Source organism: Acetobacter garciniae, assembly GCF_017377735.1.
GTDB lineage: Bacteria > Pseudomonadota > Alphaproteobacteria > Acetobacterales > Acetobacteraceae > Acetobacter > Acetobacter garciniae.
In genome coordinates this window covers 1-19,392 of sequence record NZ_JAFVMH010000018.1, presented here as the reverse complement: position 1 = coordinate 19,392, position 19,392 = coordinate 1, and the positions used below count along the sequence as shown (strand labels likewise).

Sequence of the window (19,392 nt, the reverse complement as noted above, 5' to 3'; positions counted from 1 at the left end):
GAAAAATCTACGCGGCTCCTGCCTGACGGAAGGACAGGCGCACGATGAATGTTCCCTCCCCTCCCGCATCGGGGATGGCAAAGCCTGCTTCCATCTGCCGGGTGATAAGGCGGGCGATGGTCAGCCCCAGCCCGCTGCCGGGCTTGGCCGAACCCCCGCGCACGAAGGGGCGTGACAGGCGCGCGCGCACTTCTGCCGGCAAGGGTGTGCAGGCATTGCGGATTTCCACCACACCGTTTGCGCCGAGAAGAATATCGACCGGGGTTATGGGGGTGCCGTATAGCAGGGCGTTTTCGAGCAGGTTGCGAAACAGGATGCCCACGGCATCGAGATCGCCCCATACGGGATATGTCTCACAATCCTGGCGGAGCAGGCGGATCCTGCCGCCCGGGGTCTCGCCCTTGTCCAGATCACGGCAGAGCAGTTCCAGAACGGGCAGCAGGTCCAGCTTTGTGCGCCGGAACGCGACACCGGATGAGGCGCGCGAAAATTGCAATATTTTTTCAACCATTTTCCCGAACCCCTGTATTCGCGATACGATCAGGTCCGCCCGTTGCCGGGCCTTGGGGTCATGGTGCAGGCTGCCTGCCAGGATCTGCGCCTGGGCTTGCAGGGCGGCAAGCGGGTTGCGCAGTTCATGGGCCGCACTGGCGGCAAAGGCCCGTTCGGCTGTCAGCGCATCCTCCAGCCGGGCCAGCAGGGTGTTGGCTGCATTCTGGATGGAGGCCAGTTCGATCGGCAGGTTCAGCGGCGGGATGGGGCTGAGATCGCCACTGCCGCGACTTTGCATGGCGGCCTGCAACTGTTCGAGCGGGCGCATGCCACGCCGGATGATCCAGCGGATCAGAAACCACATGACCGGCAGCAGAAAAAGCGTGGGCCCGATCGAAAGCAGAATGGCCCTGCGCACGGCCTCGCGCCTATGAAAAACCGGTTCCCCCACCAGCACCCGATAGCCCTGGCTGGTCGGTGGCGCGACATAGACGCGAAAACGCGTGCTGTCGGCAAAGCCCGTTTGCGGGTCGCTTACGAACACCTGTTCGGGTGCGTTCTGGGACCGCAGGATCATCCGCCCGTCGGCTGCGATGATCTGATAGGCCAGGGTGCGCGGGCCGACACCGGGCAGCCAGGCGATATCGCTCCTTTGCGGGGTGCGGGGCAGAAGGGTGATGACGCTTTGCAGGCGTTCGGACACTTCCTGCAACGAGTTATCGAGCCGTTCCGTCACCTCGAAACGGGTAAAGCCCACCAGCCCCGCATCCAGCAGCACAAGGCAGCCCAGGACCACGGCCAGCACGCCGCCCACCAGGCGGGATGTCAGGCTCCAGCTTCTCATGCCCCGACACCCCTGCCCGGCATCTTGCGCCACGGGTTCATGCTGTGTCCGGCAGCACGCCATAGCCCCGCCCCCTGACCGTGCGAATGACACCGTTGCCGATTTTCTTGCGCAGCCGGCTTATGAACACCTCCACCGTATTGCTGCCGACATCGTCCGCCAGGTCGTACAGCACGGTTTCGATCTGTTCGCGCGAATACAGCGTGCCAGGGCGGCGGGTCAGCAGTTCCAGAATAGCCCATTCACGCGCCGTCAGTTCCACGACTTCGCCGTCGCGAAAAATCTGGGCGTGATCGCGGTCCACCGTGAACGAACCTGCCTCCGTCTTCAGGCAGAGCGTCCTGCCCTGCACCACGTACCGGCGGGCCACCGCACTCAGCCTTGCGATCAGCTCGTCCAGGTCGAAGGGCTTGACGATGTAATCATCCGCACCGGCCGCAAGCCCTGCGACCCGGTCGCTGATCTGGTCTTCGGCCGTGGTGATCAGGATGGCGATCTGCCTGCCTGTGGCCCGGATCTGGCGCAGAAGATCGCGCCCGCTGCCATCGGGCAGGCGCAGGTCCAGCAGAAGGCAGTCGTAATCCACTGTTGCCAGGGCCGCTTTGGCATCTTCCAGCGTTACCAGCCAGTCCGCCACATGGCCGGCCTGGCGCACGCGCTCCAGCACCGCTTCGCCCAGATCCTGTTCATCCTCAACGATCAGCACACGCATGTCATGACTTGTCTCGTACCACACGGGCGTACAGGGTAGGCAGAACGAGCAGCGTTAGCAAAGTGGAAGACAGCAGCCCTCCAATGACCACACTGGCCAGCGGGCGTTCCACCTCCGCCCCCGCACTGCTGGAAAACGCCATGGGGAAAAAGCCCAGACTGGCCACAAGGGCCGTGGCCATGACCGGACGAAAGCGGGATTCTGCTGCAGCCAGCACCGCGCGGGCCGTGTCCATGCCGCTGCGTTCACAGGCATGGATACTGCCCACCAGCACCACGCCGTTGAGAATGGCTACACCGAACAGCGCGATGAACCCGATACCCGCAGAAATGCTGAACGGCATGCCCCGCACGTACAGCATGACAATGCCGCCCGTGGCCGCCAGGGGAAGGTTGGTGAAGACCAGCAGGGCGGAAACCCATGACCCCAATGCCGCCACCAGCAACGCGAAAATAAGCCCCAGGGCGATGGGCAGCACGATATCCAGCCGCGCCATGGCGGATTGCAGGTTCCTGAACTGCCCGCTCCATTCCATGCTGTAGCCGGGCGGCAGGTGCACCTGCCGGCTGACCCGCCTGCGGCTTTCGGCCACGTAGGAGCCCAGGTCGCGCCCGCGTACATTGGCCTGCACCACGACACGCCGCCTGACCTTGTCCCGACTGATGCGGACCGCCCCGTTCACCTGCCGGATGCGCGCGACCTCGCCAAGCTGGACCGTGCCGCGCCCGTCGGCCCGGGGCACGCGCAATGCGCCGATCGCTGCGACCGATGCCGTATGCGCGGGGTCCAGCCGCACCTGGGTGCTGATCATGGCGTTGCCTTCCACCACCGAGCGACCGATATGCCCGCCTATGGCCTCCACCGTGTCGAGAATATCCTGCTGGGCGACGTTGCGCGTGGCCGCACGCCCGCGATCGACATCGACCACCAGCAGGGGCATTTCGCCCTCTCCCACCAGGGCGACATCGGCGGCACCGGGAATGGCCGCCATGACGGACACCATTTTTTGCCCGAGCCGGGCCAGCGTATCCAGGTCGTCCCCGAAGATCGACACCGCGATCTGTGTACGCACGCCCGAAAGCAGGTCATCCATGCGCATCTGCACAGGCTGGCTCCAGGAATACTGGGCGTCTGGCAGTTCCTTTTGCAGGGCTGTGTTCATGGCCTCGACCAGCCCTGCCTGGCTATGTGCCGTCTTCCAGGTGCGAGGCGGGTTGAGGAAAACGAACGTGTCCGTTTCGTTCACGCCCATGGGGTCCGTGGGGATGGCGGCCGTACCCGTATTGCTGACAACCGTACGCACCTCCGGGAAGCGATGCAGAAGCTGCTCCTCCCTTTTCAGCGATGCCAGCACCGTATCGAGCGAGGCGGACGGCAGGCGTGTGCTGGTCAGCACCAAAGCGCCTTCCTCAAGCTGGGGAATGAACTCCCCACCCAGCCGGGTGGCCAGCATGACCGAAAGCCCGAAAAAAGCCAGCGTGATCGCGACAAGAACGCCTAAATGCCTGCTCCCCCAATGGACCATGCGGGTATAGGGCACGCGCAGGGTGGCGATAAGCCGGGTATCGCCCCGGGGCCGCACCTTGCCCAGGACAAGGCTTGCCAGCACGGGCACGCAGGTAAAGCAGTACACGAGGGAGGCCAGCAGCGCCATGATGACGGTCTGCGCCATGGGGCGGAACATCTTGCCTTCCACCCCTTGCAGGGTCAGTACCGGCAGATAGACCATGACAATGACAAGAATGGCGAAGAAGACAGGACGGGCCACCTCGCGCGCGGCCGATACGACCAGGCTGGGCAGCGGCGTGGCGCTGTCTTTTTCACGCAGGGCCAGCACGTGTTCCACCACCACGAGCGAGCTGTCCACGATCATGCCGAAATCGATCGCACCCAGGCTGAGCAGGTTGGCCGAAATACCGAAAGAGCGCATGCCCGCCATGGCGCAGACAAGGGATGCGGGAATGACGGAAACGATCACCGCCGCCGCCCGCCAGCTCCCGATCACCACCATGAGCACGATGAAGACAAGCCCCGCCCCCATGGCAAGGTTTTCCTTGACCGTATCGATGGTGCTGCCCGTCAGCGTGGCGCGGGTGTAATACGGCACAAGCCTGACCCCTTCGGGCAGGCTCTGGCGGATACCGGGCAAGGCCCGGTCAATGGCGGCCAGCGTCGCGGATGAACTGGCCCCGCTTTGCATCATCACCACGCCGATCACCACTTCGCCCTGCCCGTCGCGCGTGGCGGCCCCCAGCCTCTGGCGGGGTGCGGCTTCCACCCGGCCCAGATCCTTCAGCCGGGTGACGGACCCGTCGGGCTGGCTGCGCACGGGTATGGCGGCGAAGTCGTCCAGACTGCCGACAAGCCCGCGCGCCACCACCACCTTCTGTTCGGCATGGCTTGCGATCCACCCCCCACCCGATGACGCATTATTGGCGTTGACGGCGCGGAACACCTCCCCCACCGAAATGCCGGTGGCCAGCAGGCGGGCCTGGTCCAGCGTGACCTGCCATGTTTCCTCCGCCCCGCCATTGACGTTGACCTCCACCACCCCGGGCACCAGCCGCAACTGGGGGGCGACGGACCATGTCATCAGCCGGTTCAGTTCCATCAGCGAACGGCCCGGCCCGCTGATCTGGAGCTGCATGATCTCACCCATGCCGGTCGCAAGCGGGCCCATGGCAATGCCAAGCCCCGGTATGGCAATGGCCGCGCGCGCCTGCTGGATACGTTCGTTCACCCGTGTGCGGTCCAGGTCGATATCGGTATCATCCGCGAACTGGACATACACCACGCACAGCCCGCTGCGTGAAACCGACCGCAGGTCCGTCATGCCGGGAATACCCGTCATGCTGGATTCAACCGGCAGGGTAATCAGTTTTTCCACTTCCTCGGTCGCAAGGCCGGGGGCCACGACCGACACCATGACCTGGCGGGGCGAAATATCGGGCACGGCTTCCACCGGCAGGCCGAGCAAAACGCCTATGCCGCCCAGCATCAACACACACAGGCACCCCAGAACCATGCCGGGCCGATGGATAAGCGCGCGCAGGAAAGCCTGGAGCATCAATCGGTATCCATGCCAGCCAGCAGCAGGACCGATTTCAGGGCAAAGCTGCCATGGCTGACCACGGGTTCACCATCCTTCAGCCCGGACAGCACCAGCGCCTGCCCCCCACTTTCAAGCCCGATCGTCACGGGGGCGGGGCGGTAGCTGGTGGGGCTTTCGCGCACGAACACGACATTGCGCCCGTCCACGACCTGTATGGCATCGGTGGGAACCAGCACGCCCTGCATGGCCTGGCGCGTTTGCAATGTCGCGTTCAGCACCATGCCGGGCACCAGGGCCCCCGTGGGGTTGGGAACGGTGCTGATCACCCGCACAAGACCGGTTTGCAGGTTGGCCGCCTGGTCCACGCTGTCAATGCGCGAGAGAATGCTGCCGTCACCCAGGGTTGTCACCTGCCGCCCGCCGGGCGCAAGCCGGGCTGCATCCTCCGGCACGACGTCGGAGACGACCCATACCGAGGACAGGTCGGCCACCGTCGCCACCGGCGTGGCAGGCGAAATATCGGCCGTAACGGCGGTATCGAGCGCGCTTACCACACCGCTGAGCGGGGCAATCAGGGCCGATGTCTCGCCTTGGCCCATACTCTCGGACGGGGAGGTAAATTCCTGTTCGAACCGGTGGCTGAGTGTATTGTGCTGGGCTTCCAGCGTCTGCACCGTGGCCTGCGCCTGGGCCAGCGCATCCTTGCGGCGGCGCACTTCGCCAACTGCAATCGTCTGCCCGGCCAGGGCAAGCCCACGCTGATAGGCGGCGGCGGCGTCATCACGCGCGGCGCGGGCGGCACTTAGTGCGGCGGCAAGCTGGGCCGACTGCTCGAACGCCGCATGCAGGCTGTGGTCCTGGTAATGCAACAGCACGCTGCCTTTGGTCACGTGCGCGCCGGGCTGCACGGCAATGTCGAGCACCTTGCCGCTACCCGCCGGGCGGACGGCGACAACCCGCGTCGTATCGGGCATGACCCGCGCCATGACGGCCAGCATGCCCGACAGGCTGCCCTGTGTCGCCCGCACGATCTCCAGCCCTTCGGCCCGCACCGCTTCGGGGGCGATCTGCACGGGGTGCAGGTCGGGCGTGGGGTCATCATCCGCGCGGGCCGGGGCCGCCAATACCGCGCAGGCCAGCGTGGCCCACAGAATATAAAGCCCTGCCCGCCCGCGCCGCACACCGGGCGGGGTGGGGGCTGTGCCGCACATCATAAGTCCTCCCCCGTGGCGATCATCAGGCGCAGGACGGCCACATGCCATTCGGTCTGCGCCACGTTGGCGGCCTGCTGCGCGCGCACCGCATCCTGGCGGGCGCGCAGGGCCACGTCCAGGGCGTGTTCGCCCACGCGCCAGGCTTTTTCCTCCGCATCGGCGCGGCGTTGCAGGCTTGTTGCGGCATCGGCCAGCGTGGCGCGCGCGCTCCGGGCGGCCATGACGCGTTCACGCACGCGTTGCAGTTCCAGCCGCACCATGCGGCGTGCCTGTTCCAACTGCCCCGTGGCCGTGCCCAGCTGGTCGCGCGCCTGCGTCATGATCGGCACGTTCCGCACATCGCTGGGCAGGGGCACGCTGACATGAAAGCCCACGCGATTGTCCCACGGGCTCTGATACTGCTCTTCATGAATGGCATCCACCCCGATTTCCGGATTGGGCATGAAGGAGCGCTTCGCCAGGTCCAGATTGGCCTCCGCCACCTTGACCGCACCGCGCGCCGCCTTCACGCGCGGGTCCTGCTCGATCAGGTCCTGCGTGTTGCTCAGGCGGCCCAGCGTCAGGGTGGGGGCGTCGTAAAAGCTTATGTCGGGCGCGTCCACCCCGTTGCCGCACAGGCTTTCAAGCGTGGCGCGCGCATTGGCCTGTTCCTCCTGCGCCAGACGAAGGGCGTTTTGCGTATTGCCTGTCGCGGCCCGGACCTGCTGCATATCGGCATTGGCGACCTCCCCCACCCGCGCCGCACGGGTGATCAGGCCTTGCAGGTGTTGCATGTCGGCGTACAGGGCGCGCGCGGCCTCCACCCGGTCAGCCGCGATCTTTACCGCGGCGGTGGCGTCCAGCACGCGGATGGAAAGGGCCATGTGTTCAACGGCAAGCTGTTCATCCAGCGTGCTGGCCTGTTCATGCGCCACATGCTGCGTGGCACTGCCCTGCCCCGGCAGCCATAACGGCACGGATACGGCCCCCTGATAGGTCGTGTAACCGATATTCGTGCCTATGAAATGATCGTCCATGTAGGAGCCCGACACCACCGGCCCGCCAGCAAACCAGCCGCCGGCGGCACTGGCCCGGGCATCGGCCGAGTGGCGGCGCGTCTGCAATTCCGTCCGTGCGGGGTCGAGTATCCACGCCGTGCGCACAACGTCGCGAAAGGCACCGCGCCCGCCATGGCCCACCGGGGCGGGGGCAGGCGTATCCGTATCGGGGGTTGCGGGCGATACACTCACGCTGGTCGACCAGCCCTGGGCCTGCGCGGGAGGGCTGGCGATTACCGCCCCTGCCTGCACGGCCAGACCGGCCACAAGCAGGGGGGCCAGAACCCGCCTTATCGCTCCTGTCGGCGGCCGGGTTTTCATGAACCCCGCACCCTCCGGCCCGGCAGGTCCACGCCCCGGATCTGGCTGCGGCGCGCTGAAAAGGCGTATCCGTTACGCGGAAGGGGCAGGAATTTCCTGCCCGTCAGGGCGCAAGAGCCCCCAAAAGGGGGTAAGGGGCCAGACCCTGCAAAATACTCCGCCCGTGCCACGACACTCCGCAACGCCATTACTCTTCTGCAATCCGTCAGCCATTCCGGCCGGGCAATGACCCGACACTGCAAGGCGAACCTAGAGCACGAAGCTGACGTGAACCTGAATGATGGCGCAACGGCCCCTTCAGTCCAGGCGGACGGAGGGCCGCACGAGTGTATCCAGCCAGTCCGCCAGGCAGGACATGAGCCCGCGTGACAGGCCATAGAGTTCGACCTGGTGCTGGCGGTAGAGCATCATATGGCCAAGCCGGGCCGACAGGCCGTTCAGCAGGCCGCCACCAAAGACCGTGCCGCCGGGCAGCGTGCCCCAGCCATTATAGTCGCCCAGTGCCACGATCGCCCCCTTGTTGCGGAAAACGCAGCTTGGCACGGCCGTTCCGTTGCGGATAAGGGCCGGCACATGCTTGGCCAGATGGTGCGCCTGCTGCCGCGCGACCTGCGCCGTGGGGGGCAAGGGCTCGTCACGAATGAACGAGCAGTCGCCCACCGCGAAAATCCGTTCATCATCCACCGAACACAGATTGGGCTGCACGATGACCTGCCCCGAACGGTTCAGCGAAAGCCCGCCGAACTGCGCCGTGACCGCAGGCGCCTTCACCCCCGCAGCCCACACACGCAGCGTTGCGGGCACGTAGGACCCATCCTTGAGGGTAAAGCCCCCTTCATCCGCTCCGGACACCATGGCGGAGGTGCGTACATCCACCTTGATACGTTCAAGCTCGCGCTGGGCGGCTTCGGACACCTGTTCGGGGAAGGCGGGCAGGATACGCGGCCCGGCTTCGAGCAGGGTGATTTTGAGCTTGGGGGGATTTTTCTCGAACGAGTAAAGCCGCACCAGGTCCAGCGCCTTGTGCAGTTCGGCGGCAAGCTGGGTGCCCGTGGCCCCACCGCCGACAATGGCAATATCCAGTTCGGCATTCGCACCGAAGGCCCGCAACAGTTCCATGCGGAATTTTTCGTTGAAGCCGTTGGCCTCGATCAGGTTGTCGATGAACAGGCAGTGCTCGGCAACGCCGGGCGTGCCGAAATCATTGGCGCAACTGCCGATGGCCAGCACCAGCGCATCGTAATCCACCGTGCGGCCGTCCAGCACGACCGAACCGTCGGCGGACCGGAACGGCCCCAGCACGGCCTTGCGGTTCAGGCGGTCGACGGCCACGACCTCACCGGGCCAGAAGTCGAAATAATGCTGGCTGGCCTGCGACATGAAGCTGATACGGTTGTTCTCGTTCTGGACCGTGCCCGCCGCGAAGCAGTGCAACATGGGTTTCCACACATGGGAGAAACTTTTGTCGATCAGGGTAATGCGCGCATCGCCCTGCTTGCCCAGGGTCTTGCCCAGCCGGGTGGCCAGAGCCAGCCCCGCGACACCACCACCAACAACGAGAATTTCAGATTTTTCAGCCATCGCCGTATAAGGATCCGTTTAAAAATACCGTGAACACAGGGCCGGTGCACCAGACAGCCGACACACCCGCACCTAAACAGATCGGTAGAAACCTAGTTTCTTTCCACCGCTGCTGACAAGCGAATTCTGGGCCACCCCAACCGCACGCGCCACCGCCCCAAGGCACCTGCCCGTCATGGCAGGCGTCTTCCCTTGCAGGTGCCTGATCCTTACCCGGCTGGCACCCGCTGGTACGCGCCCGTTGCGGCACGCACCCTGCCCGCATTCAGAACCGGGCCCCTTGGGTATGCGCCTGCGCGAGCCGTTCAAGAAGACACAACCCTGTGGGCCACATCCCCAATTCGGCATCGCTGCCCAGATGGCCATGGGCACCGGCGGGCACGCATTCGCCCCCCCAGCAGCGCGCCAGCATGCGCGCGCGCCCGATTTCCAGCCACGGATCGTTGTCGCTGGCCACCACAAGGGCGGGAAAAGGCAGCCTGTCACGCGGCAGGGGCGTAAAATCCGCCACGCGCGGCTTGTCGGGGCCGGTATGCTGTTCCGTATCGGCCGGGGCCACCAGCAGCGCGCCCGCCACATGGCGGGCTGCAAGCGGGTTTTCGCCCGCCCAGCGCGCCACCAGCACACAACCCAGGCTATGGGCCGCCAGCAGGACCGGGCGCGTGGCACGCGCCACCATGCTGTCCAGCCTCTCGCGCCAGGCGGCATAGTGCGGTTCCGACCAGTTTTCCTGTTCAAGCCGCGTGCAGGCGATGCCTTGCGCGCCCAGATGGCGCTCCCACGCGGTGTGCCAGTGAAGCGGGCCGGAATTGTCCAACCCCGGCACCGTAACGACCGCGAAGTCCCGCAAAAGCACCGGGGCCTGAATCAGGGCATGGGGGGACAGGGGCGTTGGGATCGAGACGGAGTGTGGCATCTACACTGTTTTCAAAAAAAATGCGGCCTCTCTTGCAGGCCGGGACAGGCGCACAGTTTAGACAGGCTGGCCGCACCCGCATAGACCGGACAGGCCTGAGGGTGCGCCACTACGCATTCGCCCTGTGCCCGAAAACATGCGAACGGCCCTTGGACGAGGCCCAGGCAAGGCGCAAACAGGGCCGCAAGCCGGGGCCCCGGATGGACAGAGACACCGTGCCGACAGATCCACCCCGCCACCGCGCGCCCTCCCCCACAGGCTGGATTACGGGCCGCCTTGCAGAACAAACCACTACAGGTTCAGCCATAATAGGCAAAACTGTCTATATGCAATGCGTCCGGAAACGCTTATCAAATTGATGTCGTAACGGTTTTATCCTGTATCGTCATCCACGCATGCGAGCGGAGTACACCCATGCCAGACCTCAAGAACGATTTTGACTGCGCCGCCACAATGCGCACGGGCCGCTACTGGATGCCGTTCACGGCAAATCGCTATGTCAACGCGCAGGGCGAAGCCCGGGTCTTGACCGCGGCCCGGGGCGCCTATTACACCATGGGGGACGGGCACAAGGTGTTCGACTCCCTGTCCGGGCTGTGGTGCACCCCGCTCGGCCACGGCAATCCGCGTATTGCCCAGGCCCTGTACGACCAGGCCACAAGCCTTGATTTCGCCCCGTCCTTCCAGCTTGCCAACCCCGGTGCGGTGCGCCTGGCCGAACGGATCGCCAATATGGCGCCCGCCGGGCTGGAGCATGTCTTTTTCGCCAATTCGGGTTCCGAGGCGGTGGATACGGCGCTGAAAATCGCCATCGGCTTTCACAAACTGCGTGACGAAGGCGGGCGTTTCCGGCTGATCGGGCGCGAACGCGGCTACCACGGGGTAGGGTTGGGCGGTATGTCGGTGGGCGGCATCGTTCCCAACCGCAAGATGTTCGCGACCGTCATGGTGCCCGGCGTGGACCATATCCGCCACCCGTACGACCATGCCCGCATGGCGTTTTCCAGGGGCCAGCCGCAATGCGGGGCGGAAATGGCCGACGACCTGGAACGCCTGGTGGCCCTGCATGACGCATCCACCATAGCGGCTGTCATTGTCGAACCGGTGCAGGGTTCGACCGGGGTGCTGGTGCCCCCCGTGGGCTACCTGCAACGCCTGCGCGAAATCTGCACGCAATATGGCATACTGCTGATTTTCGATGAAGTTATAACAGGTTTTGGCCGCATGGGCGAAAACTTCGCCGCGCAGCGTTTTGGCGTGCGGCCCGACATGATCACCTTCGCCAAGGCCATCACCAACGGGATCGTGCCCATGGGCGGGGTTATCGTCACGCCTGAAATTTACAACACCTTCATGACTGGGCCTGAAAGCGCCATCGAATTTGCCCATGGCTACACCTATTCGGGCCACCCGCTGGCGGCAGCCGTGGCCCATGTGGTGCTCGACATCATGGAGGAGGACAATCTTCTTTCCAAGGTGCGCGCATTGGAGCCGGTGCTGGAAGAGGCCATCCACAGCCTGCGCGACCTGCCCCATGTGCATGACCTGCGCAATATCGGCCTGACAGCGGCCATAGAGCTTAAACCGCGCGAAGGCAAACCCGGCGCGCGGGGGCTTGAGGTCTTCGAGCGGGGCGTGCAGCATGGGTTGCTGTTGCGTGTGACGGGGGACACCATTTCCTTCGGTCCTCCGTTTATCTCCACCCCGGAGCAGTTGCGCGACATGGGTGCGAACCTGCACAGGATCATCGCCACCGTGGCCTGAACAGGTGCTGGCAGCACCATGCTTTTTGAAAAGGACGAATGTTACCATGCCCCTTCTTCATTTCCACGTGAACACCGGCCGCACCGAAGCCGAGATCAAGACCCTGCTCGACGCAGCCCATGAAGCCATGCTGGAAGCCTTCGAGGTCCCGGCGGGGGATCGGTACCAGATCGTGTCCGAGCACAAGCCTTCGAACATGATTGTGGAAGATACGGGCCTGGGCATTCCCCGTACGAAGGATGTCGTGCTGCTCCAGGTTTTCAGCCGCCCGCGCGGGGCTGACAAAAATGCCCTGTTCTACCGGCTGCTTGTCGAAAAGCTGGAAGCCGCCTGCGGGATCAAGCCGTCCGATGTCATGGTGTCGGTCGTCGAAAACCAGGATGCGCACTGGTCGTTCGGGCTGGGCCGCGCCCAGTTCCTGACCGGGGAACTGGGCGGCAAGCCTGCCACGTAACCCGCATGCAACCTCGCCCGCCCGGATGTGTACCCCATGTCCGGGCGGTGTAAGAACCGCGGCATTTGCGACCAGGGTGGAACAGCGCATGACCGGGCAGAGGCATAGGGCAGCGGGCCGACGCACCGCAAAAAAGACAATACGCAATTGCGTGTATGTGGACCGCACCGTCCAGACACCGCTGGTGGCCCAGATTATCCGCCAGGTTATCGCCAGTATCGAAAACAATACCTGGCCCGAACATGCCCGGCTGCCCTCGATCAGGCGGATGGCCGCACATTGCGCGGTCAGCACGCTGACTGTCGCCAACGCCTATAACAAGCTGGTGGCCGACGGTTTTCTTGAAGTACAGGCCGCGCGCGGCTATTTCGTAGCCACGCGCCCGGTCCTTGCCACCCCGGCACCCGTTGGCGGGAACGTCAAGCCATCTGTCGATTCCCTTTGGCTTTTGCAGCGCATTTACGAAGAACAGTCGCAAACGCTCAACGCCGGATGCGGCTGGCTGCCCCCGGCCTATCTGTATACTGACGGCATACGCCATGCCGCCACGGCCCTGGCCCGCAAGCCCGACCCGGAAATTTTCTCCTACGGCAATCCCTACGGCCACAGGGGGTTGCGCGAACAGATCCAGGCGCTTTTGCTGCGCGATGACGTGCCGTGCGACCTGTCCTCGATCATTGTCACCCATGGAGCGAGCCAGGCCATCGAACTGGCCGCCCGCGCCCTGGCCCGCCCGGGCGATACGGTGGTGGTGGAAGAACCGGGCTACTGCAATCTCTTTCCCGCCCTGGCGGCACTGGGGCTGAACATGGTGGGCGTGCCCCGCCTGCAGCAAGGCCCCTGCCTGGAAAGCCTGCGCAAGGTCTTTGAAGATTATCAGCCCTGTTTTTTCTTTATCAACACCCGGATCCACAACCCCACTGGCACCAGTTGCAGCCCGTATGTGTCGCACCATATACTCTCGCTATGCGAACAGTTTGGCGTGTTCGTGATCGAAGATGACACGTTCGGCGCGCTGGATGACGAGAATTCCCCTATCCTGGCACAGCTCGACCGCCTGCAACGTGTTGTTCATATCGGCAGTTTTTCAAAAACCATATCGCCGGGCATGCGCGTGGGCTACATGGCCTGCCCGCCCGCCATAGCCGCCTCCGTCCTGCGCCTTAAAATGGCCAGCAGCCTGACCAGCAGCAGTTTTTCGGAAACGGTCATTCACCATATCATGTCCGACGGGCAGTTCCGGCTGCATCAGACACGGCTGAAGGAACGCCTGAAAGAGCGGCGCAGGCGGATCAGCGCTGCCCTCGAAGCCAACGGTTTTACCCTTTACGCCCGGCCGCGCGGCGGCATGTTCCTGTGGGCCCGCGCCCCCGAGCGCGTCGATGTCCAGTCCCTGGCGGAAAAGGCGCTGGAACGCGGTATCCTGCTGGCACCCGGTGCATATTTCAACCCCGGGCACAGCCCGTCCTCCTACCTTCGCTTCAATGTCGCCTATTCCGGCGATGAGCGGCTGCATGATTTTTTGTCCACGGCGTAAAACGGCGCAGGAAAAAGCCCGTCGATCACACGGGCATGCGCATAGGCACGCATCCCTTGCCGTGCTAGCGTTCAGGCAGCCCGGGGCTTTACGGATGCACCGGAGGTGAAAATGGAAGTCACAGCCACGATGCCACACATCAAGTGCAAGACCGGCGGAGACGGTACCGGACACGGGCGCGGCGTGCGGCCTGGGCTGCATGCACCTGCCGGCCCCTGCGACAGGGCGGGACTTTTTGCCCAGGCGACTTACCCCACTGCGCGGAGCGCTGCGGTAGCATGAAAGATGTCGTGCGCCTGGGTGCGGCCTTTATCGGATTGATGGTGGGCGGCGGCTTTGCTTCCGGCCAGGAAGTAGTCCAGTTCTTCGACTCGTTCGGCCCTTATGGCCTGCTTGGCACGGTGGTTTCGGGCGCGTTTTTCATGCTGCTGGTCATGGAGCTTTACACGATCGGCAGCCAGTTGCGCATCACCACCCACCAGCAGGCCATGACGCAGCTTTTCGGCGCGCGCGCCAGCAAGGCGGCCGATATCATCCTCTCGCTTTTCCTGCTGTGCATGATCACCGTCATGATCGCGGGCAGCGGTGCTTCCATCCAGCAGCAGTTCGGCCCGCCCGCCTGGGTGGGTTCGGCCATCATGGCGGTGCTGGCCTGCCTGACCATGGTGCTGGATGTCAGGCGGATCGTCAGCCTGATCGGCATCATGACGCCGCTTGTATTCCTGATGGTCATCATCATGCTGGCATATAGCCTGCGCCAGCCCATTGCCCCCATGGCGGAACTGACACAGGCCGCCCACCAGCAACCGCACGCAGCGGGCCACTGGCTGGTCTCGGCCGTGCTGTACGTGTCCTACAATATTGCCGGGGCGGCTGCCGTTCTGCTGGTGCTGGGCGGGCAGGTGCCCGACGTGCGATTGGCCCGGTGGGGAGGCCTTGCAGGTGGGGGCGCGTTCGGCCTGCTGCTGGCCGGGCTTGCCTTCGTGCTGTTCGTCCAGGTCGATGCCATACGGGGGGCCGCAGTACCGACCCTGCTGCTAGCGGGGCGGATTTCGAGCGTATTCGGGGCGATCCTGCTGCCGGTCATCCTGGTCAAGCTGTATTGTTCATCGGTCGGCATGACCTATGCCCTGTCCTCCCGCCTGGAAGAATATGGCCTGTCGCGCCTGAAGGGGGCGGCAGCGATTACCGCCTGCGCCTGGGTCATGAGCCAGTTGGGTTTTGTCATGCTGGTCAAGGCGGTCTACCCAATGATCGGCTATTGCGGATTGCTGATCATGGGGGCAACGCTGCTTTCGTTCCTGCGGCGCAGGCGGCGGGGCATGGCAGGCGGCGTCACCCCCACGCGGGTATAAAACTGATTTAAACGGCTTTTGCTTTTAATGGAGCATACGACGTGACAAAAACTGCACTTGTCCTTGGCGCCGGCATGGTGGGGGTCTGTACCGCATGGCATCTGGTACGGCGTGGCTTTGACGTGACATTGGTCGACAGGCGCGGGCCGGGACAGGAAACATCCTATGGCAATGCCGGGCTGATCCAGCGCGAATGCGTGGCCCCCCACCATTTCCCGCATGAACTCTCACGCATTGCGCGCATTGCCCTGGGGCGCGGGAATGACGTGCATTACAGCATGCGCGCCATGCCGGCATTGGCCAGGCCGCTATTCGACTACTGGCGTGCGTCCGGCCCCGGTCCCTACCCCGCCATTGTCCGGCATTACGAAGCAATGATCCGCCATTGCCTGACCGAGCATGACGAGATGATCGAGGCCTCCGGCGCGCGGGATCTGATAAGGCCGGGTGGCTTCAAGTTCGCCCTGCAATCCGCCAAGTCCCTGGCCGAGGAAGCTGCAACGGCGGAACGCCTCAAGCGTGACTTCGGCATCGCCGCCACCATCCTGGACAGCGATGGCCTGGCCAAGGCCGAACCGGCCCTGAAACGGCGCTTTGCCGGGGCGATCCACTGGACCGATCCCTGGGCGGTACGCGATCCCGGCGGGCTGGTGGGGCGATATGCGCAGGCCCTGGAACAGGCGGGCTGCACGCTGGCCGTGGGGGATGCTGCAACCCTGGCGCAGGATGCAGGCGGGTGGAGCGTGCGAACCGCCAGCGGCATTGTCCGGGCCGAACATGCCGTTGTGGCCCTGGGCCCGTGGTCCGATCAGGTGCTGCGCCCCATGGGCTACCGTTACCCGCTTTTTGTAAAACGCGGCTATCACACCCATTACAAAGGCGATGCCGGGCTGAGTATGCCTGTGCTGGACCTGCAAGCCGGCACGATGATGGTCCCCATGAACATGGGCCTGCGCGTGTGCACGGGGGCCGAGTTCGCACCTTTGGGTGCCCCACCCACACCGGTGCAGATGCACAGGGCAGAAGCCCGCGCGCGGGAGCTGTTGAACCTGGGGCCGGCAATCGAACCCACGCCGTGGCTGGGCAACCGGCCCTGCACGCCCGACATGCTGCCCGTGATCGGGGCCGCCCCCAATCATAAAGGGCTGTGGTTGCATTTCGGCCACGCGCATCAGGGCTTTACCCTGGGCCCCGTAACGGGCCGCCTGCTGGCGGAAATGATGAACAGGGAAACCCCCTATTTCGACCCCCAGCCCTATTCACCCACGCGTTTTCACTAACGTCACGACAGGGCCAAAGACACGCCAGCCCGTTCGCGACTGGCGTGCGAGGTAGCAGGGAAAAACCTTGCGACAGGGCTGCGGATCGGCAACGCTCCACGCAATGGAGCATGCAACCGCGGTCGGTCAGCCCGTGCTTGCCTTCCAGGCGGCCAGCGCTCTTTCCCGCGCGAAGCGGTGTTCCACGACCGGACAGGGATAGGTTTCCCCCAACCGGACACCGGCACGTGTCAGTTCGGCCGGGCTGGCCTGCCAGGGCGCATGCAGGGCACGTACTGGCAAATGCCGCAGTTCAGGAACGAATTTTTTGATATACTCACCGTCCGGATCGAACTTCTCTGACTGCAACACAGGGTTCATGACCCGGAAATAGGGCGCAGCATCAACACCGCTGCCCGCCACCCATTGCCAGTTCATGACATTGCTGGCCGGGTCTGCATCCACCAGTGTATCGTCAAACCACCGGGCCCCTTTGCGCCAGTCTATCAGCAGGTGTTTGGTCAGGAACGACGCCACCACCATGCGCACCCGGTTATGCATCCATCCCGTTATCCATAGCTGGCGCATACCCGCATCCACCAGCGGATATCCGGTCTGCCCCCGTGCCCAGGCAGTGAACATATCCGGCTCGTCCAACCAGCGCATGGCATCGAATTCGGGGCGGAAATTCGTACTGGCAAGATCGGGGCGGTCGAACAGCAGGGACCATGCAAAATCCCGCCAACCCAGTTCGGACAGGAATTTATCCTGATCTGCCAATGAAATTTCATGGCTTGCAGTCTGCACAGCACGTTTTGTCGCATGCCAGACCTGGCGTGGTGACAGATGCCCGAACCGCAAATAGGGCGAAAGCCGCGATGTGCTTACCCCTGCGGGCCGGTCACGCAATGTGGCATAACCCTCCAGCGTGTCATTAAGGAAAGCCCCTAAATAATCCTGTGCTTTTTCCTCGCCCGGATGCCACTCCGCCCTGAGTCCGGCCGCCCAGTCCGGGGTCTTCGGCAAAAGAGCCAATGCATCAACCGTTGTTCTGCCTGCCAGCACTTCGGGCACAGGTGCCGAACAAAGCCGTTCTGGCGCGGCAAGCGGGCATGCCGGGTCGCCCATTTCACAAACAGCACGCCACCAGGCCGTATAAACCCGAAACCTGCCCCCCGCGCGTGTCTGAACAGTCCAGGGTTCATGCAGCAGGCTGGCCGCGAAACTGGAGGCAGCAATACTGTTTTCTTTACAATAATCCTTTACCCGACTGTCAATATTCCGCTCATGCAGGCCATAGCGACGGTTCCAGAATATCCCGGCCGGTTGAAGGGTACGCAAGACATCGCACATGATCTCAAATGTTGGACCATGCAGGACCAGTAGCTCCCCACCACAGGCGGTGATAGAAGCCTGGAAGGCCCGCAACGCACCGTCCAACCACCAGCGGGTTGCCCTACCCAGTGGCAAGGCCGGGTCATGCACGAACACACACAGAACGGGCAGACCCGTCTCAGCGGCCGCATGCAGGGCAGGATTATCGGCAAGACGCAGATCGTCCCGAAACCATACGATAACAGGCTTATCACCCGATTTCCCGGAATATGACGTCGTAATACTCAAACCGACTTTTCCCCATCGTGCAGCCCATCCATTGTGGTAGCCGGCATCAGAGAATGTGGAAATAAAAAACCCATACAACGATCAAGTCGGCCCCGATCTTTTCAGAAACAAGACCTTCCATCCCAGCGGTCCGCCATCATTTTTCGTAAAATCCATGAAAAATCGAACCAGGAAACTCTTACTATCTCAAATCATCACATCCCCAATAAATCGCAATAACCGCGAGCACTCCAAATGTAAGTTATTTTTCTTTTTTTAGATTTTTATTATGTATTTTTGATAGAATCCAAGAACGGCGCGATCTGGTGTTGTGTTCCGGACATTTACCCAAAGCAAAAAAAACTAACATTAACTATTTCCAGCCAATTATGAATGCCTATAAATTGAGCGTGGTTTTTCATCGCGATATGCCAGTCCGGCATAGAAAATGCTCTGCTTGAAATCCGATACCCAGTTCCTGCCATCGACCATACACATATATCCCCAAGGATGTCCCCTGGTTGAATAAGCCCCTCAGCAGGATCATATTCGCCTGCCGCCTGCTTATCTACTGACGGTATTGGAGACCGGCTTCCACCGCCTTTTCTGGACTTACCCGGTCTGATGTCCACTCACCTTGGGGCGGCGCCTTGCCAGGGCGTCTGATAACCTCTTGCTTGTCGTGGGTTTGGAGCGATTTCAGGATGTCCTGACGGACGCCCGACTGTGTTCCTTATATATGCCCCCTCTTCCCAGCGGTCATAGGGGGAGAGGCCACAGGCCATTGGCTGCATGTTTCAATCCAAACATCTCAGCGCCCTTCCTGGGCCTGTGAAGAACTAACGCCGGACCGCTACCAACACGGCAACCTGGGCTACCGGAGGAAGTCTGCAAGTCGTTGATTTGATGGGGAAATTTACATTGGCGGAGAGAGAGGAAGACACAAAAAAAAGCTAAGTATATTTATATAAACAGTTTTTTTAATCGTACCAGATTAATTTGCCCGCAAATTTGCCCTCAAAATTATCTCAACTTGATACGAGGCGCCGGACGGATATGCTCCGAAATACCCCCGGGGAATTGCCTCCCGGCCAATTAAAAATGACTGACACGTCTCTCACATGCCAATACCAACGGACGGCAAGCAGCATACGGGCCCGCCAGAGTCGTGCTAGGGCCGGTATATTCCACCTGCACCACCTGACCCTGTCGTAGCCGCGCCAGGGCATGCCGATCAGATCATGCCGGGCGC

The 19,392-nt window shown here is 63.0% G+C and carries 13 protein-coding genes and 1 pseudogene; 5 read left to right on the top strand and 9 right to left on the bottom strand.

Features of this window, described 5'->3' with window-relative positions; genetic code table 11:
- Positions 1 to 7: 7 nt before the first annotated feature.
- The 7 genes from J2D77_RS16665 to J2D77_RS16635 all read right to left on the bottom strand — a co-directional run bounded on the left by J2D77_RS16665 (position 8) and on the right by J2D77_RS16635 (position 10,169).
- Complete coding sequence (locus tag J2D77_RS16665) at positions 8 to 1,336, bottom strand: histidine kinase dimerization/phospho-acceptor domain-containing protein (protein ID WP_207847637.1); 1,329 nt, start codon at positions 1,334 to 1,336, stop codon at positions 8 to 10.
- Positions 1,337 to 1,373: 37 nt separating this feature from the next.
- The gene (locus tag J2D77_RS16660; RefSeq protein WP_207847635.1) at positions 1,374 to 2,048 is read right to left on the bottom strand and encodes a response regulator transcription factor; all 675 of its coding nucleotides are present in this window, start codon (positions 2,046 to 2,048) and stop codon (positions 1,374 to 1,376) included.
- Between the two features lies 1 nt (position 2,049).
- Positions 2,050 to 5,115: an efflux RND transporter permease subunit gene (locus J2D77_RS16655; RefSeq protein ID WP_207847633.1), complete on the bottom strand. Its 3,066-nt coding sequence runs from the start codon at positions 5,113 to 5,115 to the stop codon at positions 2,050 to 2,052.
- Positions 5,115 to 6,314: an efflux RND transporter periplasmic adaptor subunit gene (locus tag J2D77_RS16650; RefSeq protein WP_230975910.1), complete on the bottom strand. Its 1,200-nt coding sequence runs from the start codon at positions 6,312 to 6,314 to the stop codon at positions 5,115 to 5,117. Before J2D77_RS16650 ends, J2D77_RS16655 begins: the two co-directional genes overlap by 1 nt.
- On the bottom strand, positions 6,311 to 7,672 hold the full coding sequence (locus J2D77_RS16645; protein ID WP_207847629.1) for a TolC family protein: 1,362 nt from the start codon (positions 7,670 to 7,672) through the stop codon (positions 6,311 to 6,313). Before J2D77_RS16645 ends, J2D77_RS16650 begins: the two co-directional genes overlap by 4 nt.
- Positions 7,673 to 7,969: 297 nt before the next feature.
- The gene (locus tag J2D77_RS16640) at positions 7,970 to 9,253 is read right to left on the bottom strand and encodes an NAD(P)/FAD-dependent oxidoreductase (RefSeq protein WP_207847627.1); all 1,284 of its coding nucleotides are present in this window, start codon (positions 9,251 to 9,253) and stop codon (positions 7,970 to 7,972) included.
- A gap of 265 nt (positions 9,254 to 9,518) precedes the next feature.
- Positions 9,519 to 10,169: an RBBP9/YdeN family alpha/beta hydrolase gene (locus J2D77_RS16635; RefSeq protein ID WP_207847625.1), complete on the bottom strand. Its 651-nt coding sequence runs from the start codon at positions 10,167 to 10,169 to the stop codon at positions 9,519 to 9,521.
- A gap of 414 nt (positions 10,170 to 10,583) precedes the next feature.
- Here J2D77_RS16635 and J2D77_RS16630 point away from each other — a divergent pair, with 414 nt between their 5' ends.
- The 5 genes from J2D77_RS16630 (at position 10,584) to J2D77_RS16610 (ending at position 16,559) form a co-directional block, all read left to right on the top strand.
- Positions 10,584 to 11,933 carry an aspartate aminotransferase family protein gene (locus tag J2D77_RS16630; RefSeq protein WP_207847624.1) on the top strand — a complete coding sequence of 450 codons (1,350 nt, stop codon included), beginning with the start codon at positions 10,584 to 10,586 and terminating at the stop codon, positions 11,931 to 11,933.
- 46 nt (positions 11,934 to 11,979) lie between these two features.
- Entirely contained in the window at positions 11,980 to 12,387 is a 408-nt protein-coding gene (locus J2D77_RS16625; protein ID WP_207847623.1) for a tautomerase family protein, read from the top strand.
- Positions 12,388 to 12,475: 88 nt separating this feature from the next.
- Entirely contained in the window at positions 12,476 to 13,924 is a 1,449-nt protein-coding gene (locus J2D77_RS16620) for an aminotransferase-like domain-containing protein (RefSeq protein ID WP_207847621.1), read from the top strand.
- 278 nt (positions 13,925 to 14,202) lie between these two features.
- Entirely contained in the window at positions 14,203 to 15,279 is a 1,077-nt protein-coding gene (locus J2D77_RS16615; RefSeq protein WP_207847619.1) for a YkvI family membrane protein, read from the top strand.
- Positions 15,280 to 15,320: 41 nt separating this feature from the next.
- On the top strand, positions 15,321 to 16,559 hold the full coding sequence (locus J2D77_RS16610) for an NAD(P)/FAD-dependent oxidoreductase (protein ID WP_207847617.1): 1,239 nt from the start codon (positions 15,321 to 15,323) through the stop codon (positions 16,557 to 16,559).
- A gap of 126 nt (positions 16,560 to 16,685) precedes the next feature.
- Here J2D77_RS16610 and J2D77_RS17575 read toward each other — a convergent pair whose 3' ends face one another.
- Both J2D77_RS17575 and J2D77_RS17570 read right to left on the bottom strand, forming a co-directional pair.
- Positions 16,686 to 17,573 (bottom strand): cryptochrome/photolyase family protein, encoded by an 888-nt coding sequence (locus J2D77_RS17575; RefSeq protein ID WP_331000141.1) that lies wholly within the window; start codon positions 17,571 to 17,573, stop codon positions 16,686 to 16,688.
- Between the two features lie 93 nt (positions 17,574 to 17,666).
- Positions 17,667 to 18,161, bottom strand: a pseudogene (locus J2D77_RS17570) (deoxyribodipyrimidine photo-lyase); the annotation flags it as partial.
- Positions 18,162 to 19,392 lie beyond the last annotated feature (1,231 nt).

Excerpts from the sequence above, each read along its gene's own strand:
- J2D77_RS16660 (WP_207847635.1), bottom strand. The coding sequence starts at position 2,048 with ATGCGTGTGCTGATCGTTGAGGATGAACAGGATCTGGGCGAAGCGGTG.
- J2D77_RS16650 (WP_230975910.1), bottom strand. The coding sequence starts at position 6,314 with ATGATGTGCGGCACAGCCCCCACCCCGCCCGGTGTGCGGCGCGGGCGG.
- J2D77_RS16635 (WP_207847625.1), bottom strand. The coding sequence starts at position 10,169 with ATGCCACACTCCGTCTCGATCCCAACGCCCCTGTCCCCCCATGCCCTG.
- J2D77_RS16655 (WP_207847633.1), bottom strand. The coding sequence starts at position 5,115 with ATGCTCCAGGCTTTCCTGCGCGCGCTTATCCATCGGCCCGGCATGGTT.
- J2D77_RS16640 (WP_207847627.1), bottom strand. The coding sequence starts at position 9,253 with ATGGCTGAAAAATCTGAAATTCTCGTTGTTGGTGGTGGTGTCGCGGGG.
- J2D77_RS16620 (WP_207847621.1), top strand. The coding sequence starts at position 12,476 with ATGACCGGGCAGAGGCATAGGGCAGCGGGCCGACGCACCGCAAAAAAG.
- J2D77_RS16615 (WP_207847619.1), top strand. The coding sequence starts at position 14,203 with ATGAAAGATGTCGTGCGCCTGGGTGCGGCCTTTATCGGATTGATGGTG.
- J2D77_RS16630 (WP_207847624.1), top strand. The coding sequence starts at position 10,584 with ATGCCAGACCTCAAGAACGATTTTGACTGCGCCGCCACAATGCGCACG.
- J2D77_RS16645 (WP_207847629.1), bottom strand. The coding sequence starts at position 7,672 with ATGAAAACCCGGCCGCCGACAGGAGCGATAAGGCGGGTTCTGGCCCCC.
- J2D77_RS16625 (WP_207847623.1), top strand. The coding sequence starts at position 11,980 with ATGCCCCTTCTTCATTTCCACGTGAACACCGGCCGCACCGAAGCCGAG.
- J2D77_RS16665 (WP_207847637.1), bottom strand. The coding sequence starts at position 1,336 with ATGAGAAGCTGGAGCCTGACATCCCGCCTGGTGGGCGGCGTGCTGGCC.